Here is a 25,593-nt window from a genome sequence, read left to right as displayed (position 1 = left end):
CCGGCACTTATATTATCAAAACGGGCGGTAGAACAGAAAATAACCGATCAGCGCCACGACAGCTACGGTGACCAGATAGGGTCCCTTGCGCGCCGCACGGCGGTAAAAGCAAACGCCGAACGCCAGCGCCCCGGCCAGATCGAACAAAAACTGAAACAGCAGCATATGGTGGACATACAGGTAAGCGCCCGTGCCGAGCGTTTCCGCCGCCAGCCCCGCGACGGGCAGCGCGTACAGCAGGCTGCCCGCAAGCCCGCCCCGGTTCCAGAAATACAGCACAAAGCTGATGACGGCGCAAACCAGCGAAAACACCGTATACATCGCAAACAGGCTCCACTGGAAGGATACCTGCGAAAAACGCGGCAAAAACAAGCCGAGCACGTATTGCAGGCCGTAAAAAGCAAGCGTCATACCAAACAGGTACAGGAACACGTTCAGCGCCGCATTACCGTTTGACGAGCTAAAGCAGATGACGAGCGTGACCGTGACCATCCAGAATCCGAACAGCGTGGCAATGGAGGCAAAGCTCCACAGACTCCCCTCGTACGGAAAAAAGTCCGAAAGTCTGGTTACTACGCCCGCGAGCAGGCCGAGGAGGAACACAAAAGAAAACGAACGCGCGGTATTTTGCAGCTTATGTGGGGTGGAATGCATGTTTTCGCTCCTTCACACGGGCGCCGCTATGGTAAAAAGCGCCCTACCGTGGTAAAATACAGAAAAGGGGTATTTTCGCGGCCGCCAGCCCTTCCGACGCGCCGCCGCTACCGCTATTATAGCACAGGGGGTACGATATGAACAGACCGAAACTTGATCCCGCGATGCGGCAAGCCGTGCGCAAGGCGCAGGTTGACGAAGAGACCGGCGCGCTGCTTTACGGCTACTTGGCCACCCGCCAGAAGGACGAGCAAAACCGCAAGCTTTTCGAGCAGATGGCGGCGGATGAAAAAAAAAGCACGCGACGGTTTGGAAGGGCCTATCCGGCGAAGAGCTGGAAGCCCAGCCGCTGGCGCCTGATGATACTGAAGCTGCTTTCGATCCTATTAGGCTTTACCTTTGTCGTAAAGCGGATGCAAAAGGACGAACGGCTCGGTCAGGCCCGCTATGAGCAGATGAAGCAAACGCTGCCGCAGGCGGCCCGTATGCTGGAGGACGAACGCGCGCACGAAAAAGAGCTTTACGGTATGCTGGACGAGGAACGGCTGCACTACGTCGGTTCGATGGTGCTGGGCCTGAACGACGCGCTGGTGGAGCTGACCGGCGCGATCGCGGGCGTGACCTTTGCGCTGGCCAACACCCGGCTGGTCGCCATGACCGGCATCATCACCGGCATTTCGGCCACGCTTTCCATGGCGGCGTCCAACTATCTGGCCGAACGGGCGGATGGCAACAGCACGGCTTTTAAATCCAGCCTGTACACGGGCGCGGCCTATCTCATTACGGTGGCGCTGCTCGTGCTGCCCTATCTGCTGTTCCCCACAGGCATGTATGTGGCCGCTTTCGCCGTGATGATCACGACCGTGCTGCTCATCATCCTGTTTTTCAATTATTATCTGTCGGTAGCCAAGGAGGAGCCTTTCCTTAGGCACTTTCTTGAAATGGCGCTGATCTCGCTTTCCGTCGCGGTGATCTCCTTCGTGATCGGCATCGTGGCGAAAAACGTGCTCGGCATCGACGCGCTTTGACGGTCGCGCTCTGCAACATGCGAAAGGGCCGGGTATTAACCCAATGTCATTTAAGATAAGGTCAGGCAAGATAAAAAGATAACGCAAGCACAGAACATGTAGGGCGCGCCGCCCTCGGCGCGCCGAGAGCGAAGCACCGGGATAAGTGGGAGCATCAAACAGGCTGGTATGGCCGAGCGAGGGGACATGGTTTCTCAGGAAGTGTTACGTCCCTTCGAGACGGCGCGCCGAGGCGTCGCGCCCTACTAGCTCGGTGATTCCCTTGTTTTTTCCTATGCGTTTCCCTTAACGAAATGACATTGGTGGGGTCACCCGGCCCTTTTTGACTTTAATCCAGTACGCGTCCATCCACCGACAGGGTGACGACCTGCCACGGAATGAATTTGCCGCTGTTTTGCAGCGCCGTGACCGCCGCGTGCTCGATGCCGCCGCAGCACGGTACCTCCATGCGGACGACCGTCAGACTTTTGATCTTATTTTCGCGCAGGATGACCGTCAGCTTTTCGCTGTAATCGCCCTCGTCCAGCTTGGGGCAGCCGATCAGCGCGACCTTGCCGCGCATAAAATCCTGATGAAAGTTGCCATAGGCATAGGCGGCGCAGTCGGCGGCGATCAGCAGGTTCGCGCCGTCAAAATACGGCGCGTTCACCGGGGCCAGCTTGATCTGCACCGGCCACTGGCGCAGCGCGGACGCCGCCGGCGCGGGTGCGGCCGCGGCGGGCGCTTCCCCGCCGCCCAGCGCGCGGGACTGACTGCCCGGGCAGCCGCAGGGCAGCGGCGGCTGTTCCCCCAATTCCTTCTTTGCCTTGTTCGCCTGTACCGCCGCTTCGTCATAGGCGGCGGCTTCGCGCCGGACAAAGGTGATCGCCCCGGTCGGACAGGTGGGCAGGCAATCGCCCAGACCGTCGCAGTAATCATCCCGCAGCAGGCGGGCTTTGCCGTTCACCATGCCGATCGCGCCCTCATGGCAGGCCTTGGCGCACAGGCCGCAGCCGTTGCACTTTTCTTCCTCTATCTGAATAATCTTACGAAGCATTTTCATTTCCTCCTTTATGGGCCATGCTTGACTTTGTAAACCCAGTATACTAAAATCAAACCAGCAAAGCTGTTGTTATAACAACAAAGGAGCGAAAAATGAATGTTTCTTTTTTAGCGAAAACGCCGCTGTTTTTCGGCGCTGATGAAGAAGAGGTGCGCGCCATGCTGGACTGTCTGGGCGCGGTATTGAAAAAGCTGTCGAAGGGCAGCGTGATCTGCCGCGCGGGCGATCCGGCGCGGAGCATGGGGCTGGTGCTGTCGGGCGGGGTGCGCATTGAAAACGACGATGTATGGGGCAACAGAAGCATTTTAGACCACGCGGGGCCGGGGCAGGTGTTCGCGGAATCCTACGCGTGCGTGCCCGGCGAACCGCTGATGGTGAGCGTGATCGCGGCGGAGGACTGCGAAATCTTGTTTCTGGATGTCAGCCGCCTGCTTCAAACATGCCCGAACGCCTGCGCGCACCATACGCGGCTGATCCGCAACCTGCTCCGCATCGCGGCGCAGAAGAATCTGATTCTGTCGCGGCGTATTTTTCACACCTCTTCCAAAACCATACGCGGGCGGCTGCTCTCCTACCTGTCCGAGCAGGCGCTGCGTCAGGGCAAAAACGAATTTGAAATTCCCTTCAACCGCCAGCAGCTTGCCGATTATCTGAGCGTGGACCGCAGCGCGCTCTCAGGCGAGCTTGGAAAAATGCAGCGCGACGGTTTGCTGACGGTGAACAAAAACCACTTTTGCCTGACCGGCCACCATATTTGAATTTTTGCGGCAAGCCTTGCTTAGAAAAAATGCTTTTTTCGACAGATATGAACGCACCACACGACGATGACTGCGCTGAGCAAGATCATGGCCGGATAGCCGTACTGCCAGCGCAGCTCGGGCATATTGGTAAAATTCATGCCGTACCAGCCCACGATCAGCGTGAGCGGCAGAAAGATCGTGGTGACGATGGTCAGAATCTTCATGATTTTATTTTGATGGATATCGAGCTGGGACTGATAGACCTCGCCCACCTGCGTGCAGTATTCCCGCAGCAGCATCGTTTCGCTGTGCAAACGGCCGACGTGCCCGACAAGGCGGTCGAACGACTGCTGCTCGTACGCCGTGAAAAATCCGAGATCGTCCCGCTGCAAGATGTTGCCGATATCCAAAAGCTGCAAATAATAGTGCGCGAACTTCACCACGCGCCTGCGGCAAGCCATGACGCGGTGGCTGAAATTTTCCGGCGCGCCCTCGTACACCTCGTCCTCCATATGGGCGAGCTGGCTTTCCACGCCGGTCAAAAACAACAGGTCGTCCGAAATGAGCAGATCGATAAAATCCGAAAGGAAAAAGCCCAGACCGCACTTTTCGCGCACGATGGTTTGCCCCATCGTTTGCAGCTGCTTTTTCACAAAACCGCTGTCGTCGATAAAAATCACGCTGTCCCGGAATACGATATAGCTGAAATGCGTGCCGCTGCCGCCCTTTTTCGCCGGGATCGCAAAGGCGCCGTACAGAAAATCCGCGTGCACCTCGATCTTGGAAAAGTGCGTGTCCTGCCGCCGCTTGACAAAGGGGAACACCTCTTTGACAAGCCTTGGTTCGGCGTTCGCCTCTTCCCCGCTCAGCACCTCGACGAGCGCGCACGCGCTGTCCGCGGCGTTATGCGCCGCCGCCCCCTCCGCCACAAGGCGGGAGCCGAGCCGATACTTAATCGCCATGCGTATCCCCCTGATGCTTCAGCATAAAATCCTCCATTTCATCGGCCGGCATGGGCTTTGCGTAGTAAAAGCCCTGAATCTGATCCACGCCGAAATCGACGACGAGCTGCCGCTGCGCATCGGTCTCCACGCCCTCCGCCACCACCTTCATGCCCAGCTCCGTGAACGTGCGGGACAGGTTTTTGATCGCCAGCGCGGATTTTTCACTTTCCATGGACACCCAGACCAGACTTTTATCGAGCTTGACCGTGCCGAACGGAATGTTGATGACGGACGCGATGTTGGAATACCCCGTGCCGAAGTCGTCCAGACCCATTTTGATGCCGTACTGCATCATCTCCATCGCAAACGCGGTGACGACCTGCGTGCTTTCGGCCAGCGTGCTTTCGGTGAACTCGATCACGATCGCGCCCGGCGGCGTGTTGTTCCTGCGGATGATTTCCAGCACCCGCCCGGCCAGATCGGGCTGGTTAAACTGCACGCCGGAAAAATTGACGTGGATGGCCCCCACATCGATCCCCTTTGCCAAAAGGCGGTTGATATATTGGCACACCTTATCCAGCACCACGTAGGTGATCTCGGCGATCAGGCCGGTCTCCTCCGCGATGGGGATGAATTCAAACGGCATGAGCGGCCCGATGGGCGAATGCGGGATGCGCATGAGCGATTCCGCATAGCGGAAGGTGCCGGTCTTAACCGAATAGATGGGCTGGTAATACATTTCAAAGCTCTGCCGCGCGAGCTGCTCGCGCAGCACCTGTATGATCCTGCGCCTGCGTTCCAGCTTTTCCAGCATTTTTTGATCGCAGTAGCAGACCTGTCCGAATTTTCCCGTTTTCGCTTCGTATACGGCGTATTCGATCGCGCTGACGGTCTTTTCCAGCGTATCGCCCCGATTGTAGGAGATAACGCCCATGACGGCGGAAAGGACAAAGCGGTAATCCGCCGCATGCCACGGCTGCGTCATGCGGGACTGAACGCTCCGCACGCACCGCTTGATCTGCTCGACGTTCTCATTGGTAAAAAGCAAGGCGAATTCATCCCCGCTGAAGCGGTACACATTGTCGCGCGGCCCGGCCTGCACTAAAAAACGGCACACCTCTTTCAGGAACTCGTCCCCCGTGATTTGGCCGCAGGTGTTGTTGATGATGCGAAAATCGCGCAGCGATACCACGACCAGCACAAAGCGTTTGTTCGGCGCGCGCTTAATCATATAGCCCAGCATGTTCAAAAGCTCCTGCCGGTTGGGCACGCCCGTCAGATAATCGACCGATATCTGCTTGTTTTGCAGGTGCAGGTAAATAATCAGCAGCGCGCAGGTCGCCGCCGAACCGGACAGGATCACATCCGGATAAAGCTGCTGCACCAGAATGACCAGCACCGCCAGTACGGGAAACGCCGCGAGAATGCGGTAGATCTTCCGGTCGATGCGGCGGTGATTGTACACGGTGACCACGATGCTTGCCAAACAGTAGGCGTAAAAGATCAAATAGGTGACGAACACCAACCGGCCCCGTTCATAGCCCCGCGCCTCGTCGATGGTAAACAGGCTGTGCGTGAACGGGTTTACCAGCACCATGAGCGCGTAAGCCGCGCCGGGCAGCAGCCAAACGCCGACGACGCGCCGCAGCTGCCCGTCCTGCGCGTCCGGATAGATGACCGACACCGTGTAAAGGAAATAGGCCAGCCCCATCAGCGGCGTCAAAACATAATAGACCGTGGTGACCAGCCCGGTCAGCCAAAGCGGAATTTCGTCATACCGGTAGATCATCAGCGTGGACAGGATATTCGTCAGAATCGCGCTAAAGGTAACCAGCAGGCACCCCTGAAACATCCTGTTTTTCAGTGTGGGAAGATGGCTTCCCTTTCGGGCGTAAACCCAGATGATGCCGAGCATCACCATGGAGATCGCTTCCGCCGCAATATTCCATCTCATGACATGCACCCGCCAATCCCCCCTACCCGCGCCCGCGTTTGCGGTTTTCAAAAATAACCCTGCCGCGTCCGGCCATTCGCCCACGCGGCAGGAGTATTTGCCCACAGGCAGTCTTTCACGTATTTCAGCGCCGCTTCAAGCGGCCAGCGCCTTTATGCCGTGTTTTAATCTACTTTCTTTTCATTTTACCACGATTTCAAATTTTTTCAACCTGCTTTGCGAAACCGCCGCCAAAGAAAAATCAGGATAAAAAGGACGCGTTACAAAATAGAAAAAACCCGCTTGTCATTCTTGGTCGCTTTGCTCCTCAGCATGGCAAGTATTTGAAGGGCTTTTTTTTGCAACGCGTCCTTTTCAGTCATTATGAACCCGCCCCATCCGGCACATACTGTGATTATCATACGTGGAATGAGGAACGAAAGCATGAATTTTGACGCCGTTTACTTTGAACCCGACAGCCTGACCTACGAGCTGGGCCGGCAACTGAAAGCGCAATTTGCTAATCTGCCGTGGATACCGGTGGAAAGCCATAATTCCATTTCGGAAATGCAGCAAAAGGCCAACGCCGAATTTGGCAAAATGAAGCGAAATTTGATTATCGGCATTCGTAAGACCCATAAATATGTGGAAAACCACAAGGTTTCCGACTATTTGGTTCCCTACACCTCATCTGGCTGCACCGCGATGTGTTTATATTGCTATTTGGTTTGCAATTATAACAAATGCGCCTACCTGCGCCTGTTTGTCAACCGCGAACAGATGCTGGACCGCCTGATCAAAAAGGGACGCGCCAGCGAAACGCCCCTTACCTTTGAGATCGGCAGCAACAGCGATCTGGTGCTGGAAAACACCATAACGGGCAACCTGCTGTACACCATTCCCCGCTTTGCCGAGGAGGGCGCGGGCAAGCTTACGTTTCCCAGCAAATTTCACATGGTGGACAGCCTGCTGGACCTGCCCCACAGGGGCAAGGTCATTTTCCGCATGAGCGTCAATCCGCAGCCGCTGATCAGCCGCATCGAGCTTGGCACCTCGGATCTGCAAAAGCGGATCGAAGCCGTGGGTCGCATGTGCGAGGCGGGCTACCCCTGCGGGCTGTTGATCGCGCCGGTCATGCTGGTGGAGGGCTGGAAGGCCCTGTACACCGAGCTTTTGGAGCAGCTTCGCGCGGGCCTCACGGAAAAGGTGCGAAAGCAAATGTTTTTGGAGATTATTTTGATGACCTACTCCTATGTCCACCGCGCCATTAACGGCGACGCGTTCCCGGGCGCGCCCGACCTGTACGACAGCCGCCTCATGACCGGCCGGGGCCGGGGCAAGTACTGCTATATCCCCACGGCCCGCGCCGAGGCAGAAGCCTATTTGCGCCAAGAGATCAAACGGGTGCTGGGCGACGTGCATATCCTGTACGTCAGCTAGCAATGTCATTAAGATAAGAATGAGCAAGTATTAAGTGGGTAGCAAACGCCCTTTGGGCTCCCCCCGACGAGGCATATGCGTAAACTTAAGCAGCGCGCACACAGAGCGCCCTACAGAACCAGTTGATCTTATCTCGTTTAAATGACATTCGTCCAAAGCGCGCGATCCGGCCTTCCCCCGACGAGGCATAAGCGTAAACTTAAGCTGCGCGCGCGATCTAGCCTTCCCCCACGAGGGGAGGCCGTAGCCCTCGCTCCTTTATTTGCCACGGTGTGGCATTTATATGCGAGCGGTGGCGCGCGCCGCAGGCGCGTGACGAATGGGGGGCGTAACGAATAGGCAGCCACGCACATCAATGCTGCCAATTCATGCGCCCCCCATCAGTCACGACTTCGCCGTGCCAGCTTCCCCTCGTCGGGGGAAGCCCAAATGCATACGCTGCTTCAGTTTACGCATATGCCCTCATTTGGGGGAAGGCCAAAGGGCGGCGCTATGTTGTATAGGAGTCAGTTATTCTTAGCTGACTGACATTGCGTCAGCTAGGCGCGTATTTCAGGTCATATCGTCCCGCAAAGCGTCAATGATATTTTCTTTTTTGAGCTTGCCGACGGCATACACCATGGTGATCCATATGATGAGCAGCACGCTACACACGCTGATCCCGATACTGGCCCAAGGCAGCACAAATTCGATATGGTCCGCCCCGCCGATGAACATGCCCTTGTAGATCAGCCAAGAGCAGAGGGCCGCGACAGGCAGACCGATCAGCAGCGCCCGCGCGCCGTAAAAAGCGCACTCCACGCGCATCATGCGGTTAAACGACCGGTCCGACATCCCCACGGAGCGGAGCATGGCAAGCTCCCGGCGGCGCAGCTTCAGGTTGGTGGAGATGGTGTTGAACACATTGGCCGCCGTGATCAGCGAGATCATCACGATGAACGTATAGGCGAAAACGTTCGCAATAAAGATATAGTTGCGGCTTTCGCTCAGCGCCTGCTGCATGTTCATCAGGTTATACGCGGCGGTAACGCCCGCGTCCTCCACAATCGCCTTCATGGCCGCGGTGGACGCGGCGGGCGTTTGCGACCGGAAGGTCATGCCCTTGGCCCTGATTTCCGGAAAGCCGCCCGCGGGGGCCAGTCTGTCTTGCAGCGACCACGGCGCCAGCACCTGAAAGATATAGGGCTGTTTTTCATAGGTACCCACCGTCATCGGGGGAATATCCGGCACCACGGCCTCTACCAAAGTCATGCGGACCGGCTGGGCCTGCTCCGTTTCACCGCTCGCCTTGGGGGTAATGGCGGCGTCCATCTCGGAGCCTTGAAACAGGTCGGCAAACTCCGTCACCTCGTGCAGGCGGTTGTTCTCTAGGTCCATTTTGGCGACTGCGAGAAGTTTCGCGTTCGGCCCGGTATATTCGTCCGTGGGCAGGCCGAGCTCCCGTACCATGGCGAGATAGGAGCCGTCGTCCAGAAACTGCACCATCATTTGCAGCTTTACCTCTTCATCCGGCGCGTAGCCCCCTACGGTTTGCCAGTAAGCGTCCGTCAGCCGGTCCGCCGGGACCGTGCAGGTATAATCCACACAAACCTGATAGCCGCTCTCTTGCACGCCTTGGACGTTTTTGAGCCGGTCGTAAAGCGCCAGCATGGGGCCGTCTTCCATGTCGATTGTGCCAAAGCCGATGTCGTAGGTGGTGAACACGATCGCCTGCTCCGATGCCTGCTTCAAATCCATCACGAACGAGCTGGTCGTGACAAACAGCACGACGCTCAATACAAGGGACAGCACGATGCTGCGGTAGCGCTTCTTGTTCCGCTTAAAATTTTTCAGCGCAAGGCTGCCTTCCAGACCGTATAGGCGCTGGGCCAGCCCTGATATTTTGACATCCCCGGCCCGCACCTTGACCTCGTTTGTCTGGCGGATGCAGTCCATTACCGGCATGCGCGCGACCCTTTTCGCCGGCAGATAGGCCGAGATCAGGATCGTCGCCAGACTGACGGCCGCCGCGAGGAGAATAGCGGGCAAGGACACGGTCAGGGTGAGCGATACGCCGGCGTAGAGGATATCCTTAAAGTTTTTGGATACCGCCGCGATCACAACGCCCATACCCGCGATACCCGCCGCTACGCCGATCGGGATGCCGACCGCGCCGATGCAAAGCCCCTCGAACAGCACCGAGCCGCGCAGCTGTCCGGCCGTGGCCCCCACGGAGGACAGGATGCCGATTTGCTGCGTGCGCTCGTTCAAAGAGATGCTGAAAGCGTTGTAGATTAAAAAAATAGAGCCCAGCATGATAATCGCGATCACGATCCCGCCGACCGCGTACAGCAGCGTGTTGAACAGCGTGTCATCGGAAAGCCCCATGAACCGCAAAAGCTCCTCGTTCAGCACCACGGTGCGCCCGCCGGCGGCGCTCGCCACATAGGCGTGAACCTGACGCGGCTTTTGCAGGGTGACGTACAGGCTGAGGCTGTCCGCTTCATCCTCCGCGGCGGCCGTTGTGATCAGGGTGTAGCCGGGCGCGGAACGCTCCTCAAACGTGGGCCTTTCGCAAATGCCGACGACCGTATAGGTTTTCTCCGCCGTGGGGCGCAGTTGTTCGGCTCCCGCGCGGTATGGATCGTGCTGACTGAGCGCCGCCTCCCCCGCCGTTCGCTTTCCGACCGCGAGGGTGAGCGTATCGCCCACCGCGATCTTTACGCCGCCGTTTGCGGCAACATGCGAGGGGACGAGGATTTCCCCGCCGTTCTCCGGCAGCCTGCCGGAAACAAGGCGTATGGGCAGGGCGCTCCACGCTTCGCCGCTGAATCCGGCGACGAACAGATAGGGCTTTTCCGGATTTTGTCCGCCCTCCAGCGCCGCATAGCCGATATTTTCAAACGCGGCGGCGCTCGCCACCGCATCGTCTTGGGCCCGCTCCTGCGCAAAGGCGGGGTCGACGTCCAAAAACGCCGCGTGCCAGCCGCCGTATTTCTGGGCCGCGCCGTTCACCATATAGTGCAGCAGAGAAACGCCAAAGGTCGTGACCGCCGTGAGCATGGCGGCGGACAGGATCACGCCGATCACCGTCACGATCGTGCGGGTGCGGCTTTTTCTCATGCTTTGCAGGGCGACCTTATGAAAAATGTTCATGACCGCGCCCTCACGTCCCGCACCACCGCGCCGTCCGCGATGGTGATGATGCGGTCCGCCTGCAAGGCGATGCTTTCGTCATGCGTGACGAGCAGCAGCGTCTGCCCGTATAGGCGATTGCTTTCCTTCAGCAGCTTGATGATCTCGTGCCCGTTGCGGCTGTCCAAGCTGCCGGTGGGTTCGTCGGCCAGCATGACCTGCGGCGCGTTCATCAAAGCGCGCCCGATGGCGACGCGCTGCTGCTGCCCGCCCGAAAGCTGGTTGGGCAGGTGCGTTCTGCGCTCCTGCAACCCGAGCAGATCGAGCAGGTCGTTCAGCCGCTCCCGGTTCACCTTCCGCTTGTCCATTAAAATGGGCAGGGTGATGTTTTCCACCACGTTCAGGGTCGGGATCAGGTTGTGGAACTGGTAGATCAGGCCGACCTGCCGCCTGCGGAAAATAGCCAGATTGTCATTGTTCCCCGCATAGACGTCCTGCCCGTCCAAATATACCTTTCCGCTGGTCGGCATGTCCACGCCGCCGATGATGTGCAGCAAGGTGGATTTGCCCGAACCGGAGGAGCCGATGATGGCGGTAAACTCGCCCTTTTCAATGGTCAGCGATACATGGTCCAGCGCGGTGACCTGATTTTCGCCCTTGCCGTAGACCTTGCATAGATCTTCCACTCTTAAAAAATCCATTATGTGAGTCTCCTTTTTCATGGTTTACCCATATCATAGCGCTTTCGGCTCACATTCCGGTGACTTTTTCGTGAGAGATTCGTCACTTTGGGAAACGAAGGGCAAATACCGCGCCGCCCTGCGGATGGTTTTTGGCCGCGACCGTCCCGCCCTGCCGCGTGACGATCATTTTGCACAGGGCCAGACCGATGCCGTACCCTTTCGTTTCCGCGTTTTTGCCGCGGTAAAACCGTTCAAACAAATGGGGCAGCTCTTCTTCCGCAAAGCCCGCGCCGCTGTCGCGGATCGTAAACTCGGTAAACAGCGGGTTGTCCTCGCAGCGGATTTCGATTGCTCCGCCGTCGCCCGCGCTTTCCATGCAGTTTTTCAGAATATTCCGAACAGCCTCCGACAGCCAGCCCGGGTCGCCCCAAATCCGCACCCCCTCGGGCACGTCCGTTTGCAGCGCGATATCGTGCAGCTCCATCGGGATCAGAAGCGGCCGAAGCGCGGCGCGGATCAGCTCGTCCGCCTCGATTTGCCCGCTCTGGAAAACCACGATGCCCGCGTCCAAACGGGCCAGCTTCAGCAGCGAGGTGAGCAGCCAATCCATCTGGACAAACAGTTGCTCCGCTTCGCGCAGCAGGGCCTTTCGTTCGTTCTCATCCGGGGCGTTTTCCAGCAGCGAAAGAAGCAGGTTCGCGGACGTGAGCGGCGTGCGAAGCTGGTGCGCGATATCGGCCAGCGAATCGGCAAGGTGCTCCTTTTCTTTTTTTCAGCGCGTCGTTTTGCTCCCGAATGCGCGAGGTCATCTTGGTGATCTCGCTGTTTAAGATGGAAAGCTCGCCCTCGTCCGATTCCGCGATATACAGGCGGTCCGCGTGATGGAGCACCAGATCAATCTGACCCGCGATCTGCGCCAAGCTTTTGTACCGCGCTTTGGTAAATATGAAAAACGCCGCGCCAAAGGCAGCGGCGGAGCAGACGGCGAGGACCCCCGCCGCTGTATTGATCGCAAAGCCCAGCGCCACGGCGGCGGCGGCGATCAGGGCGAAGCAAACGGCAAACCGCCGAAACTCTCTATTCCGAAGCATGGCCGCCTCCCAATCGGTACCCCGTCCCGCGCACGGTTAAAATGATACGCGGGTTAGCGGGATCGCTTTCTATTTTCTCCCGCAAGCGTTTGATATACACGGTCAAGGTGTTGTCATTGACAAACTCGCCCGCCGCGTCCCACAATTCGTCCAGCAGCCGTCCCCGCGTGAGAATGCTTTTGGGGTTATTGAGAAACACCAGCAATAGGCGGTACTCCAAAGCGGAAAGAAAGACCTCGCCGCCGTCCTTTTTCACCACGCCGCTCGCGGTATCGACATACAGGCCGCCTATCTCGGCGGCGGTCGGCGCGCGTTTGCTTTTCCGCAGGGCGGCGGCGATGCGCGCCATCAATTCACGCGGCCGAAAGGGCTTTGTGATGTAGTCGTCCGCGCCGATGTTCAAACCGGTGACAACGCTCGCCTCATCGCCCGAAGCCGTCAAAAAGATCACGGGGATATCCTGCTTTTCTTTAATTTCCGTACAAACCGAAAAGCCGTTTCCGTCAGGCAGCGAAATATCGACCAGCGCCAGATCGAACCGATCCCCGCCGAGCAAGCCGAGCGCCTCCGCCCGCGTGGACGCATGCGCGACCGTGAACCCCTCCGCGCGGAGCAAAAGCACCAAATTTTTGGCGATCGCCTTGTCATCTTCAACCAAAAAAATCTGCGACACGATTTGTCCCCTCCTGTCCGCATGAGCGAAGTCTCTATTCTAGGCTTTCCGGTTGGGCGGCGCCGCAGGCTCACATTGTGTTGAATAGGTGAGCCAGATTTCCGCAAGGCGTGGTTGGGCCCTTGCGGGAAACGCTCCTCTAGCCAAGAAACCGGAATTATTTTGTTCTCTTAAATGGAGCAATAAACAGTACTGTCATCAAAATCACGTAGATTCCATAGAGCATATAGGTAATTGTGTTGCTCCACGGGAAACTCGCCTGTGGGTTATGGAAAGCAAAGAAAATAAATATAACCGCAATCAACAGCATCATGACAGCAATAATCCTTGCATGCTTTTTGGTCATAATGTTACCTCCTTCCAGTTCCGGTTTATCTTTCCGTCCTTGTCATCAAAGCCACGTACTCGATGTGGGTTGAGGGTGTGATTTCGACTCTCAAAAGGCTCAGTTATGCCTTGGCAAAACCGTTATAATTCCTATCCCACTGGACACCCACTATTTTAGCACTCATTATTTGTCCTGTCCTTTGTTTTAATTAAAGCCTTTTAATTTGATTTTTCAGTTTTTTCTCTCCGTTCTCCCGCCGCTGCGTTCTCATCTCAAAATTATCCTGAGAATATGCCAACTGAATTTAATTCAAGCAAAGGCTAATGAGATTATTGTAAAATGCATTTAGTTTTACATCCAAAAATTCCCTTCCTTCAAATACGGATTTACAAATATTGGATATTTCAGAAAAATACTCATCCTCGATTTTGCTTCTAATGTCTCTAAGTAGTTTTAAAATTTCATCTTTATACCTTTTTTCAATAATACTAAGATACTTTTCATCCTGACGGTCAGTTAGCACTTGTCGAGATTTTGAGAGAGCCCATAACAGTTCGCCTATACGGCCAACATTTTCATATCCTGTAACAGCAGGTTTTTCAACATTATATACATTGGCAAAACAGTCCACCATCTGTGATGTAACCTTTACAGGAAAAGGTGGACTCAATTCATTTATCGAAGACTCTTCATTATTTTCGACACATTGTTTTAGTGTCTCAAAAAATCTTTTTCGAAATCTTTAACCCATTAGGAATTAAGATATTGGGTTTGTTACAGCATAATAAAATCAAATAATCATAGTCTAATTCAGCAAAAGGAATGCATAGGTACAAGAGACGCATAAGTCTATCACCATCTGTCATATTAAAATTGTTCACAACAATCGGATATTGACTAAGTATACCATCGAAGAAATAGTCCTTGGGAAAAATTATGGAATATACAGCTGATAAATCACTTAATGCATCTGAAGTCTTAATAAGTTTCTCTCGATAGTTCTTCTCATACCAAATACTTATTTGATACTTACTAAAGTATTTACTCGGTTTGTGTTCGTTAAAATACTGGCATGAACTCATCAGGTGTTGATATGCTTCATCTTCATTTTTGCACAACTCTTGATGTTTTTCCATTTGTATTTTTTGTTCTATACATATCTCGTTAAAGTATGTTTGCATTTTCTTTAGCGTCGAAAATGCCTGCCGTAAATTTATTAATGCTAATCGAGTTTCCTCGTTATCTCTACTCAAAAATCCAACTATTTGGTTATAGAAATTTTGTATGCTTTGAAAAAAGTCACTTTTAATATTACCTAATCCCTCTGGAAGGTTTGCTTTTTCATCAAAAGGTCTATCCTCATAAGGATACCTATACTCTCTAATTAGTTTTTTATTTAATTCTTCTCTAAGTTTATCTATTTGATCTGCAAGTTTGCCTAATTGTTTTTGCTCCAGCAGTTTATGAATGCACATAACAATTTTAATAGACAAATTTACAAAATTGGTTCTAATATTAAACCAATGCTCTAACCATTCATAAATACTATCGCATTCATAATTGCTGAGAATTGTTTTGCTCCAAAGGGATGTAAATTCTTGATGAAACATAATTACAATATTTCTGATTGGTATTGTCTTATGTGCATCATTAGGAGTTTCATATCCAGACAGTGCATCTATCACCGGTTTAATAGCATCAGCACAATAAGTATCAAAAATAGGAAGCGTTTTGCATATGGTTTTTAATCTTGATACACTTTCGTCATTACCTTTATTGACTTCACTTGCAAAGAGAATATAATTTACATGGATTTTATCTTTTTTCTCGTTAACATATACTTGTAGTGATTCAGTTTCATTTCTTAGATATACTAAAATACTATTTAGATTTTCATTAACATACGCCATATAGCTTTCTCTGTTTCCACAAAAACAAGTATACATAATTGTGGATATAGTATCTATGGAATAACTGTTACAGCGTTCCCAAAGCAACTTCAGGGGAATGTTATTTGATAAATTAAAAGAATGGTCAATGTTGATGAGCCAATAAATAATTGCAGCATATGAAGTGATGTCTGATGTAATATCAAAGGCTTTAGCACTTTTTAAGCGCTCATGTAGAGCTTTACACAGAAAGTAGATGTCTGTTTTTGATATTTCTATTGTTGGTGTAGTATTTCTAAGGTTGCATAGATATTCTATATTTTTATTAGCAGGCATTATTTTTTGTATATCATCTAAAGTGTTTAGGGAGGTGTCTATCTCCTCAAATTTAGTAAATGGATTTAACTCCATATCTAAAAGAAATAAGCCACCATGTTCATTTGCATCATCATAAATACTCTGATTGGTAAGGTAATATTGCATAACACTACCGGAAAATATACCACGCAAAGCATCTACATATGGGGTTAAATTGTTTTTATCCCATATCATCTCAACTAATTGTAAATAGAAATTTTCTTTATTACTTATTAACTTTGGCAGACAAGAAAATAGCTTGGTGTAATAAGTAGAATCTGCAATATTTATAACTTGCAATGCAGTAGTTTCTAACTCAATAAATTCATGCAGCTTATCAACAATGTGCTGTGAGCGAACCGGATGTAATCCTTCAATATATTTTTCCGTATCATCAATGCGAATTAAAAATTCATTTTCAATGCTCTTTAGCAGTTCACTATAATCTTTAGAAGTTGTTTCTGTTAAACTAACAATTAGTTTGTTTGCTGAAAGTTTAATTCCGCATATGTCCGCGAAACAAATCTTTCGAAGAATTTCGCACTTAATCTTACCAGAATCAGTTCTACTAATTTGAATAATTTGATTATTGATTCGCTCCGATAGCATTTCGCCATGAGTGAGTAAATAAATATATTCAATCAGTAATTTCTTTTTTTCAACAATCCTAAACGATTTCCGCCAATCTGTAATTGAGGGGTGCAATTTACCTGTTTGACTAAGTACTTTAAAAATATCCTGTGCTTCTTCTTCACCGAGAAATAATTTAACCACTTGTAAGGATTTTACGCTGCTTAAATCTCCACTATAATTATACCAATCCTCTTCTCTGGTTGTTATTAATAATCTGTAATGATATGCTACTTCATCTTGCAAAAGTTGAGCTAATCTATTCCACTCACTAAGTTGAGAATCTAGATTATCAATAATAATTAGTGGTTTTTCTCCCATTTTTACTCTCGTAGCGAAATAAGAAACTATATTGCTCAACTCTTTATGGTCATTACACCATAAAAGCTGATAAATTGTATATTGCTCTTGCAAGTCATATGCAACTTTAAGAGCCAAGCTTGTTTTGCCTTGACCGCTCGATGCTTTAATTACAGTTACTCTATTTTCTTCGATAGATATAGCAACTTCCTTTTCCAATAATATTCTTTTGACTGGTAAGTGCCGTGCGATATCCTGATAAGAAGGTTTTTTTCCTTCATAATAGCTATAGTCTGTTTCGGTATTGCCGCTAGACTCAAAAACAACTTTTTTTATCCAACTTTGTGCAGGGTTATGTACACCCTTGCTAATGTCATCTTTAATATTAAAAATTACTGTATCAAGCTCATTTTTATTGATGCTATTTCTATGTTCCATTTTTTCTAAACAACAAATTTTGAGACCATTTGCAAATATAGAAATATTGTCTGTTACAATATCGTAAGTGCCTATCAACAGCTTTTCAATTTCTCGAGACAAAGTGCATTTTTCTATTTTTTCAAAAGAAAGCTTAGATATAAAACTATCGTATGAGAAGTCATTCCAATTCCAAAACGGATTCTCTTCTTTTATTTGCTCAATTATTTTTGCCCAGTAAGTGTTGGAAGCAATATCCAAACTGCTTTCAAAAAGTTTACTCAAATTTCCCTTAGCAACCTGAAAGTCATAAATCAACTTAAAATTTCGATTTTTATCAATGAGATAAACTTCTAAATAGTTTTTTAAAACATCTTTTAAAAAACTGGCATCTTGTTTTTGAGTTGAATATTTTAATTGTATATGAGTATTATAATCATTTGAATCTACAAGTCTAATCTTATCAATATCTTCTATTCCCTCTAAATAAAAAACAGTATTCTCATCTATTTCAGACAATATCAAATAGCAAGAATATAGAAATTGATACGTAAATCCTGTGAGAGCAATTTGCCCTCCTGTTCTTGACACCTGCAATCCTTGAATAGTTGACTTAGATGTACAAGAATTTATCTTTTTTGCTTTACCTGCTTTCTTTTTTAACATGTGCCCACCAACTCTCTCTCCAAATTAATACATACATCTATTTCCGACATAGTTTGACACAGACCTCGCAATGGCTTGAGCGGGTAGTTTTGATAGCAATGTTTAAGCCTAAGTCCACATGATTGCAGGTAACAAGTCCACAAAATCCACTGAATCTGCATGAACAAGTCAAAGCCAAAATCCCTAGAAAAACCTGTATTTCGGTAAATAGGTCAAGGGAGATTTATCGCTATTTTGCGGTTTTGGACGTTCTCCCATTGGTAATCGGTCAACAGCATTTTCAAAACAGGGGTCTGTCCATAGGGGAACAGGCAATGGGTTTTATTCCCATAAACATCTTGGCAAGGAGCAAGTTGTAAGTTAAACGATATTCTCACCCAAGATTATTTTGGGCATTGTGGTTAAACACCGATTCCAACGTTTATAGAATTTTTCTATACCAAGTTTTCCAACTCTTGCATGAACCTCTTCATTTTCCAGTACCCAATACAAGACATATGTTACCTTACCTACATTTCTTGTAAGACGAACAGGCAATTCTCCCTCTTTAACGGCATTAAAATCTTTTTGTCGATGGGTGCGTTTTATATAATGCACATCAATGACACCATCTTGCTTCAAATAGAATTCAGCTACTTCTTTCATCAGCTCTTCTATTTCATCCAATTTGGTTAATTTTGCTTCATATATACATATTTCATTAAACATAAAATACCTCCCTCCAATTCAGTTATTAAGTTTTTCTTTATCACTACTGCTTTAAATTCCGTTAAACCTAAACCATTCGAATTTTCCGAATAACTTATTTTTGTTGTTTCCCTTTTTGTTCCAGCAACTTTATGCTTTCCAAATAGTCCTTTTCCACACTGCTGAGCGTTTTGGCTTTATACTTTTTATACTCGGTCTGAGCCTTTTCCATCGCCTGCAAATGACTGATTGTGCCATTCCCGGTAAGAAGATTTTCTCCTGTGGAAGTCAAAATCCCGTCAAGGTGCTTTGCCCAATCCTCCATGGTCATAGGTACTTCTCGTTCTGCCTGTCTCTCAGCAAAATCAAGATATCCGGAAACCAACTGACCCATTGAACGCAGTTCTTTTTCGTCAAGATAATTTTTTGCAACTTTTACTTCACGAAGTGTTGGCTGTTCTCCCAAAAATGTCATAAGTCCCATAAAGTCTTTTTCAGCATCTGCACGATGGTAAATCACCTCAGCAGCAGTTTCGCCGGAAACGGCATAGTGAATTTTATTCTGCACTCGCTTGAAAAACTGAATGGAAACATCAGCCTTTGGATTGTAATCCACGCTTGTTGCGTAGATTTCTAACACTTGACGGTAAAATACCTTTTCCGTTGCTCGGATGTCACGGATTCTTTCCAGCAGTTCTTTAAAATATCCACCGCCACCCAGTTCTTTTAGGCGGTCATCATCCATAGCAAAACCTTTTTTGATGTATTCTTTCAGTATGCCTGTGGCCCAAATACGGAACTGCACGCCCCGCTGGGATTTTACACGATAACCTACCGAAATGATTACATCAAGACTATAAAAATCAACCGGTTTATCAGAATTAGCAATGTGCAAATTTTGCACGTTGCTTTCTGGTGATAATTCGCCTTCATCGAAAACATTTTTAATATGTTTTGAAATAACACTTCTATCTCTTTGAAACAACTCTGCCATCTGGCTTTTTGAAAGCCACACTGTATCGTTTTCGAATGATACATCTATTTTTGTCAGACCATCCTCTGTCTGATAAATCAGCATTTCTCCGTGATTGTCCACTTGAACTTCCTCCTTTGGAGTACCTCACTCGTTTTTATTCAAACTCCTCATATGCATTTTGTATTTTCCAAACATTATCTTTAAAAAACACATTGCAGTATTCCAACTCGAATTTTCTGTAATCCCACGATACTTCTTTGCCAGAATACATATCCATTATTTGAGGTAAAGTACCATCCTTATCTGTTTTCTCAACCATTTCAGCAAGTTCATAAGGCGAGGTATCTTCAATAATTCCGTTGCCTTTTCCGTCAGTAACATATGGATAATGTGTTCCTGCTCCACGTTTCATTTCAGAAATGGATAATAATTCTATTTCAAATTCCCAGCCCGCACCGTAGTCATATTCCATACTTAACTTATCTCCAACGCTAAGCTTTAGAGCGGAAAGCTTCGTCCTTATTGGATTGATAGCAGGCTCATCATCAAAATCATCCTCTTCAAATACGATTTCATAACGTTTGCCGTCAAAACGTATATTAAACAAATGACTTGCTGTGCTTTCAAATGCCGCCAATACTGCATATCCCAGCTTTGCCACACTGGAAACAGAAGTAATTTCTATATCTCTCCACATGACATTTTCTAATTCGCAAAGCCTTACTTTAAATTTATATACATCTGCCATAACGCATTCTCCTAATCCTCTCGCTTCACATAGGTCAGTTCAATATCATACCCCAGAGCTTCCAGCATCTGCACAAAAGTTTTATTCACAACACCATCCTGCTTTTTAATGATACGGTTGACATACGGACTTGTTGTTTTAATTTTATCTGCAAGCTGTGCCTGTGTCATGCCGTTCTCTATACATTTTACTTTTACGTCTACTTCTATATTATTTTTCAGCATTTAAATCTCCTCTGTTTGCATTGTTTTTAACAAATTGCACTTATCAGATAATTTATTATACCGTGTTTCCATGTTATTTTCAAGCATTCAAGAAAAATAAGCACCCCGCTTTTTCGCAGAGTGCTTACCACAGCAAGCCCATTTTTTATCCTCGTATCTCAATCTGAATCCCCGACTTGAACAGGAAGTCCAAATGATCGTCATACACTGTGATTTTTTCAATCAGTTTACGCACCAGCTGTTCATCGCAGGCAGTGACTCGTTTCGGCTGTGACTTGAGATATTCAATCATCTCCTGAATCCGTTCCTTTCCTGCCTTGTAATTTACGTTGGCCGCCATCGCTTCTTCCTGCTCCTTCTGCAGGGCATAAATCTTATCCACTACCTTGGAATAATCCTCCGATGCCGCTGTCATTTTCACAAGAAGCGTCTGCTGTTTTTCAATCTGCCGTTTGATGCGCTCCAGTTCCTCAATGTGGGCATTGCCAAGCACCTCGGAGATATTGGTTTCCAGAACCTTAATGGCTCTCTGCTTGCCGCCCAGCACCTTATTGATCGCATCCAGCACCAAATTCTGCAGCTGCACCTCGGACAGCGTCCTTGCCGGACATTCTATTCCCGGAGCATTCAGCCTTGTAACGCATCTCCAGACAATCTGCTTTTTGCCGTGATTATTCCAATGGGTTCTGCGGTACATATCGCCGCAATGCCCGCAAAAGACAATACTGGACAGCGCATATTTGCTGCTGTACACCCGCCTTTTCCCATCCATGCCCTGCCGTATATTTGCCCTGCGCTTCATCTCTTCCTGCACCCTTGCAAAAAGTTCCCTTGGAATAATCGCCTCATGGTCGTTGTTCACATAATATTGAGGAACGGTTCCGTCATTGGCAACTCTCTTTTTGGTAAGGCAGTCCACCGTATAGGTTTTCTGAAGAAGGGCATCTCCCATATATTTTTCATTGGTCAGAATTTTCTTTAAGGTACTTGCGTGCCATCTCGGATTGCCTGCCGCTGTAAGAATCCCATCCGCTTCAAGACCTGCCGATATTTCCTTGTAATTTGCCCCCTCAAGGTACTCCCTGTAGATTCGCTTTATGATTTCTGCTTCTTCCGGCACGATTACAAGGTTTTTGTCAGCATCCTTGGTATAGCCTAAAAATCGGTTGTGGTTGACCTGCACAATGCCCTGCTGATAGCGGAACTGAATCCCCATCTTGACGTTCTGCGATAAGGATTCGCTTTCCTGCTGAGCAAGGGAAGCCATGATGGTAAGAAGAACTTCACCCTTAGAATCCATTGTATTGATATTTTCCTTCTCGAAGAAAACGGAAATGTTCAGTGCTTTCAGCTGCCGGATATATTTCAAGCAGTCGATGGTGTTTCTTGCAAATCGGCTGATGGATTTTGTGATAATCATATCAATATTCCCGGCTTTGCATTCTTCTATCATGCGGTTGAACTCATCACGCTTTTTTGTGTTCGTGCCGGATATGCCGTCATCGGCAAATATGCCCGCCAGCTTCCATTCCGGATTATTTTGTATGAACAGGGTATAATGTTCAATCTGCGCTTCGTAACTGGTTGCCTGTTCATCGCTGTCCGTTGAAACACGGCAGTAGGCGGCCACTCTTAATTTTGCTTTTTCTTCCGCCTTAGTTTTCTCTACTTTTCGGTTTAACCTTGGCGGAAGTATTGTTACACTTCTTTCTGCCATCAGAACCACTCGCTTTCTATCATGCTGTAAGCGTACTCCGCCTGTTTGAAAGGATCATCAAATAGAATCTCATTTGATTTCAGGCGAAACTTGGTGGGGGAGAGTATCGGCAGATCCTCTTCGACTTCCCGCACCCTTCCCAGCTTAACAGCACGATGCTCTCTTTCTTCCTGTGCTTTTTGGAAAAACTCCTTGCTGATAATTGCAGGATAATAATCCGTACCCATATATTTTTTGTTCTGGAGCATCCGGCCTGCACTGCCGTGATAGGTATCAATTCCGGCTTCGAGGGCGGCTGTCCGCAGCGCCTTGCCGCTGATGTATCCGTCAAACAGCCTATGCACCTTGGCGGCCTTCTCCTTGTCAATACTGGCTTTTCCGTTTTTGATTTTATAGCCAAACAATGTCGTTCTCATCGAACCACCATCCTTTCTCTGAGCGTAATGCCGCAGTTTAATCGAAAGCCAGTCTCGTCCCTTGAGAAGATAATCACACCGTTGACAAACCTTTTGAAAACTTCCTCGTCATAGACTGCATGCATTTCCGCTTTGCAGCAGTAGGCATACAAATCTCTTGCCGCCGCAAGATAGGTAGTCCCTCTCTGCTGATTGTGAAGATAATCTTCCCGCATCTGAGCCAGCGTCCGCAGTTCCTGTTCGATATCTTCCATGCTTCGGCTGAATATTTCCTGACTCAGCAGATTCTTGTGGAAATGCTCCCGCAGGAGTTTTTCACGCTCTTTGATGGCTTTCTGCTGGTTTTCAAATTCGCTCTGCTTTTCGGTATTCATGTAATTCATGTTTTCATCCAGCCCTTCCAGCAATGGCGTCAGAACCTCTTTATATCCAAAGACCAGTTTATTCATCATTGTGGTAAATGCCGCCTTTATTGCCTCATCCCTGACGTACAGCATGGGGCATTTAGTTTTGTCCACCAGATGGGTGCCACAGGTCCAAGCAATGTATTCTTTCCTGCCTGTGTAATGAGTCCTGCGTTTCATGATTGCTCCGCATTCACCGCACTTGATAATGCCGGAGAATGCATATCGCTTGTTATACTTTTGCGTACTTTTCTTGATATTTTTCTCATCGGCTCTGCGCCGGGTTTCCTGCTCCGCCAATTCAAAAATCTCATGGCTGATAATCGGCTCGTGATGATTTCGGCAGTAATACTGCTGTTCCTCACCATTATTGGCGTGCCTTGTAAAACGGTCATCCGTATAGGTTTTTTGAAAAATCGCATCGCCCGTGTATTTTTCATTTTTCAGCATCCCACGAATCGTTGTGGAATGCCATTTGCCGCCTTTTTTACTCTTGATGCCTTCTTCAATCAGTTCTCTGGCAATCTGCGCGGAACCTTTTCCGTTAATGGTATCATTGAAGATTCTTCGGACAACCTCCGCTTCTTCCGGCACGATTCTCATCTCGCCACCGTCATTGATATAGCCATAAGGGGGATAGCTGATAACATACGTACCTTGTTCAAAGCGTTTCTGAATCGACCATTTGTTGTTCTTGGAAATGGAATGGGATTCTTCCTCTGCCATACTGCTCAGGATGGAAAGTATCAGCTCGCTCTCCATCGTCATGGTATTTAGGTTCTCTTTTTCAAAGTACACATAAACGCCATGTTCGATCAGAAATCTCACCATCTCAAGGCAGTCCACCGTATTTCGGGAAAATCGGCTGATGGATTTTGTGATAACCAAGTCGATTTCTTTTCTTCCACAGGCATCCAGCATAGTCAGGAGCTGCTTTCGTTTTTCTATTTTTGTGCCGGATATGCCCTCATCATAATACAGTCCCGCATATTGCCACGCAGGATTGCTTTTGATGTAGGTTTGATAATGCTTCTTCTGTGCCTCCAAGCTTTCCATCTGCTCATCACTGTCCGTAGAGACACGGCAGTAGGCCGCAACCTTCAGCTTCTTGTTTTCTTCTTCTTTTTCATTGAAGATTTTTGTAACCTTCGCCACTGATAACACCTCCTTCGTCAGTGTGACATATTACCGCTTACCCCTTGAAATAGCAACGATTTTACGCCATGATTGATGCCAGTTCCGGGGAGAATATTTCAAGATTTAAAGCCGAGATTTTGTCGAATTCAGCCAGCGAAATCAAACCGTTCTTAAGCATATTTTTCAGCTGCTGCTGTGCCATCATATAATCAAATTCGTTCTGCATCTGTTCGTCTGTAATAGCTAGCCTTAACGCGCCGCTTTCAATTGTATCCATAATTGCCCTCCTATTCTGAGGTCATTACCTCTAACAGGGAAAGGACAGAAACGTACCATTTAAGAACCGAAGCCGTAAAAAAATAATGCCTGCCAAGGAAATTACTCCTCAGCAGGCATAGTCATATCAGCAAATATTCAGTTAAATCTTCGTGCAGAAATCCAAGGAAATCCAGCCAGCGCCAGACTTCAGTCGGCCCCAGCCGGTAGAAGAGCCAGCGCCGGAGGCCGTTTCCACAATGGTGAAGGAGCCGATGCCAGTGAACTGGCCGGTCTTGGTATAATCGGTTCCCGGCCCGCTGCGGATGTTAAGGTCAGGAATCGCCACTTGAACCATGAACGGAACGGCGGCAGGAGTTGTGTTAGATGTGTAGATGTTTACACCATTTACATCAAACACACTATATCCCGGATTCTTGTCTGCACAGGCTTTTGCATTGGCAAGTTCCTTATATGCTCCAAGCTGGCTCTTGCTGTCCGCCCAAGTCTTACGGACACGATACCAGGCTGTGCTGTCTGCAGTTGGAGCATTTGCTACTCCGCCAAGAGCCGCTGTTACCTTTGCCGCCAGATCACCAAGCCTTGCATACAGCCAATTTCCCGGACAACTTTTATTGGCAAACCAGCGATGCACGGTAATGACCATCTCATCAGACTTTGGAGCATAGCTTAAGGACTTGTCCTTATCGGCAAACCACAGAAGTTTCTTCTTTCCGTTACGCTTGCAGATGTCCGTGCAGAGTTTGATAAGGGAGTTATACACCGCACTGTTCATGGCATACGGCTCTGTCTTATCACTGGCACACTCGATGGTAATGGCTCTCTGGTCATTGGCACTGCTGGAGGAACACCAAGAACGGTTCTTTTCCTCCACGCAAAGGGACACTCTGCCGTCTGTGCCAATGCCGTAATTGCAGCTTGCATCCCGTCCTGCCGGGAAGCAGGCACAGATGGTTTCTGCGGATAACTGACCGACCACACAGTGAGGTGTGATGCGGTCAATGGCATGGGTTCTCTGCCCGGAATGGTTCGGACTGAGTCCCGTATAAACTACAAGAGGACTGTTTGTATAAGCCATA

Annotated in this window: 22 protein-coding genes and 1 pseudogene; 3 read left to right on the top strand and 20 right to left on the bottom strand. The window is 49.1% G+C overall.

The features are described 5' to 3' along the window. Positions 1 to 15: 15 nt before the first annotated feature. Positions 16 to 654 (bottom strand): hypothetical protein, encoded by a 639-nt coding sequence (locus RWV98_RS07290; protein ID WP_317864869.1) that lies wholly within the window; start codon positions 652 to 654, stop codon positions 16 to 18. Positions 655 to 791: 137 nt separating this feature from the next. Between RWV98_RS07290 and RWV98_RS07285 the strand changes: the two genes are divergently transcribed. Further along, positions 792 to 1,682 (top strand): VIT1/CCC1 transporter family protein, encoded by an 891-nt coding sequence (locus RWV98_RS07285; RefSeq protein ID WP_317864867.1) that lies wholly within the window; start codon positions 792 to 794, stop codon positions 1,680 to 1,682. A 328-nt stretch (positions 1,683 to 2,010) separates the two neighbouring features. On the opposite strand, the gene RWV98_RS07280 is transcribed toward RWV98_RS07285, so the two are convergent. Continuing rightward, on the bottom strand, positions 2,011 to 2,718 hold the full coding sequence (locus tag RWV98_RS07280) for an ATP-binding protein (RefSeq protein WP_317864865.1): 708 nt from the start codon (positions 2,716 to 2,718) through the stop codon (positions 2,011 to 2,013). 98 nt (positions 2,719 to 2,816) lie between these two features. Here RWV98_RS07280 and RWV98_RS07275 point away from each other — a divergent pair, with 98 nt between their 5' ends. Further along, positions 2,817 to 3,482 (top strand): Crp/Fnr family transcriptional regulator, encoded by a 666-nt coding sequence (locus RWV98_RS07275; RefSeq protein ID WP_317864863.1) that lies wholly within the window; start codon positions 2,817 to 2,819, stop codon positions 3,480 to 3,482. 20 nt (positions 3,483 to 3,502) lie between these two features. Here the strand turns inward: RWV98_RS07275 and RWV98_RS07270 are convergent, their stop codons facing one another. Both RWV98_RS07270 and RWV98_RS07265 read right to left on the bottom strand, forming a co-directional pair. After that, positions 3,503 to 4,426, bottom strand: a complete 924-nt coding sequence (locus tag RWV98_RS07270) for a magnesium transporter CorA family protein (protein WP_317864861.1) — start codon at positions 4,424 to 4,426, stop codon at positions 3,503 to 3,505. Continuing rightward, a complete protein-coding gene (locus RWV98_RS07265) occupies positions 4,416 to 6,362 on the bottom strand; it encodes a putative bifunctional diguanylate cyclase/phosphodiesterase (RefSeq protein ID WP_317864859.1) in 1,947 nt (648 codons plus the stop codon). Before RWV98_RS07265 ends, RWV98_RS07270 begins: the two co-directional genes overlap by 11 nt. A gap of 423 nt (positions 6,363 to 6,785) precedes the next feature. Here RWV98_RS07265 and RWV98_RS07260 point away from each other — a divergent pair, with 423 nt between their 5' ends. After that, positions 6,786 to 7,781 carry an SPL family radical SAM protein gene (locus RWV98_RS07260; RefSeq protein WP_317864857.1) on the top strand — a complete coding sequence of 332 codons (996 nt, stop codon included), beginning with the start codon at positions 6,786 to 6,788 and terminating at the stop codon, positions 7,779 to 7,781. Positions 7,782 to 8,333: 552 nt separating this feature from the next. Here the strand turns inward: RWV98_RS07260 and RWV98_RS07255 are convergent. From RWV98_RS07255 to RWV98_RS07180, 16 genes and pseudogenes are all read right to left on the bottom strand, one after another. After that, positions 8,334 to 10,916, bottom strand: coding sequence for an ABC transporter permease (locus RWV98_RS07255; RefSeq protein ID WP_317864856.1), 2,583 nt, complete (start codon positions 10,914 to 10,916; stop codon positions 8,334 to 8,336). Then, complete coding sequence (locus tag RWV98_RS07250) at positions 10,913 to 11,596, bottom strand: ABC transporter ATP-binding protein (protein WP_280962770.1); 684 nt, start codon at positions 11,594 to 11,596, stop codon at positions 10,913 to 10,915. Before RWV98_RS07250 ends, RWV98_RS07255 begins: the two co-directional genes overlap by 4 nt. An 82-nt stretch (positions 11,597 to 11,678) precedes the next feature. Further along, positions 11,679 to 12,669 (bottom strand): annotated as a pseudogene (locus RWV98_RS07245) (sensor histidine kinase). Further along, the gene (locus tag RWV98_RS07240) at positions 12,656 to 13,342 is read right to left on the bottom strand and encodes a response regulator transcription factor (protein ID WP_317864853.1); all 687 of its coding nucleotides are present in this window, start codon (positions 13,340 to 13,342) and stop codon (positions 12,656 to 12,658) included. The pseudogene RWV98_RS07245 and the gene RWV98_RS07240 overlap by 14 nt, the downstream one beginning before the upstream one ends. Before the next feature lie 157 nt (positions 13,343 to 13,499). Then, positions 13,500 to 13,688, bottom strand: a complete 189-nt coding sequence (locus tag RWV98_RS07235; RefSeq protein WP_317864851.1) for a hypothetical protein — start codon at positions 13,686 to 13,688, stop codon at positions 13,500 to 13,502. Between the two features lie 286 nt (positions 13,689 to 13,974). Next, complete coding sequence (locus RWV98_RS07230) at positions 13,975 to 14,304, bottom strand: hypothetical protein (RefSeq protein ID WP_317864849.1); 330 nt, start codon at positions 14,302 to 14,304, stop codon at positions 13,975 to 13,977. 85 nt (positions 14,305 to 14,389) lie between these two features. After that, entirely contained in the window at positions 14,390 to 17,929 is a 3,540-nt protein-coding gene (locus tag RWV98_RS07225; protein WP_317864847.1) for a P-loop NTPase, read from the bottom strand. Positions 17,930 to 18,289: 360 nt separating this feature from the next. Continuing rightward, entirely contained in the window at positions 18,290 to 18,637 is a 348-nt protein-coding gene (locus RWV98_RS07220; protein WP_317864845.1) for a hypothetical protein, read from the bottom strand. A 94-nt stretch (positions 18,638 to 18,731) separates the two neighbouring features. After that, positions 18,732 to 19,712 (bottom strand): virulence RhuM family protein, encoded by a 981-nt coding sequence (locus RWV98_RS07215; protein WP_442872108.1) that lies wholly within the window; start codon positions 19,710 to 19,712, stop codon positions 18,732 to 18,734. A gap of 34 nt (positions 19,713 to 19,746) precedes the next feature. Beyond that, positions 19,747 to 20,340, bottom strand: coding sequence for a plasmid pRiA4b ORF-3 family protein (locus RWV98_RS07210; protein ID WP_317864843.1), 594 nt, complete (start codon positions 20,338 to 20,340; stop codon positions 19,747 to 19,749). Positions 20,341 to 20,351: 11 nt separating this feature from the next. Further along, positions 20,352 to 20,564 (bottom strand): helix-turn-helix domain-containing protein, encoded by a 213-nt coding sequence (locus tag RWV98_RS07205; protein WP_317864841.1) that lies wholly within the window; start codon positions 20,562 to 20,564, stop codon positions 20,352 to 20,354. Between the two features lie 145 nt (positions 20,565 to 20,709). After that, complete coding sequence (locus RWV98_RS07200) at positions 20,710 to 22,281, bottom strand: recombinase family protein (protein ID WP_317864839.1); 1,572 nt, start codon at positions 22,279 to 22,281, stop codon at positions 20,710 to 20,712. Beyond that, the gene (locus RWV98_RS07195; protein WP_317864837.1) at positions 22,281 to 22,697 is read right to left on the bottom strand and encodes a recombinase family protein; all 417 of its coding nucleotides are present in this window, start codon (positions 22,695 to 22,697) and stop codon (positions 22,281 to 22,283) included. The genes RWV98_RS07200 and RWV98_RS07195 overlap by 1 nt, the downstream gene beginning before the upstream one ends. Beyond that, entirely contained in the window at positions 22,694 to 24,256 is a 1,563-nt protein-coding gene (locus RWV98_RS07190) for a recombinase family protein (protein WP_317864836.1), read from the bottom strand. The genes RWV98_RS07195 and RWV98_RS07190 overlap by 4 nt, the downstream gene beginning before the upstream one ends. A gap of 61 nt (positions 24,257 to 24,317) precedes the next feature. Continuing rightward, a complete protein-coding gene (locus RWV98_RS07185; RefSeq protein ID WP_317864835.1) occupies positions 24,318 to 24,515 on the bottom strand; it encodes an SHOCT domain-containing protein in 198 nt (65 codons plus the stop codon). Between the two features lie 141 nt (positions 24,516 to 24,656). Beyond that, positions 24,657 to 25,592 carry an N-acetylmuramoyl-L-alanine amidase gene (locus RWV98_RS07180; RefSeq protein WP_317864834.1) on the bottom strand — a complete coding sequence of 312 codons (936 nt, stop codon included), beginning with the start codon at positions 25,590 to 25,592 and terminating at the stop codon, positions 24,657 to 24,659. Position 25,593: the final 1 nt, after the last annotated feature.

It is taken from the genome of Agathobaculum sp. NTUH-O15-33 (assembly GCF_033193315.1).
In the GTDB taxonomy this organism is placed as follows: Bacteria; Bacillota; Clostridia; order Oscillospirales; family Butyricicoccaceae; genus Agathobaculum; species Agathobaculum faecihominis_A.
Note: the sequence above shows the minus strand (reverse complement) of the source record. Positions and strands in the feature narration are given on the sequence as shown.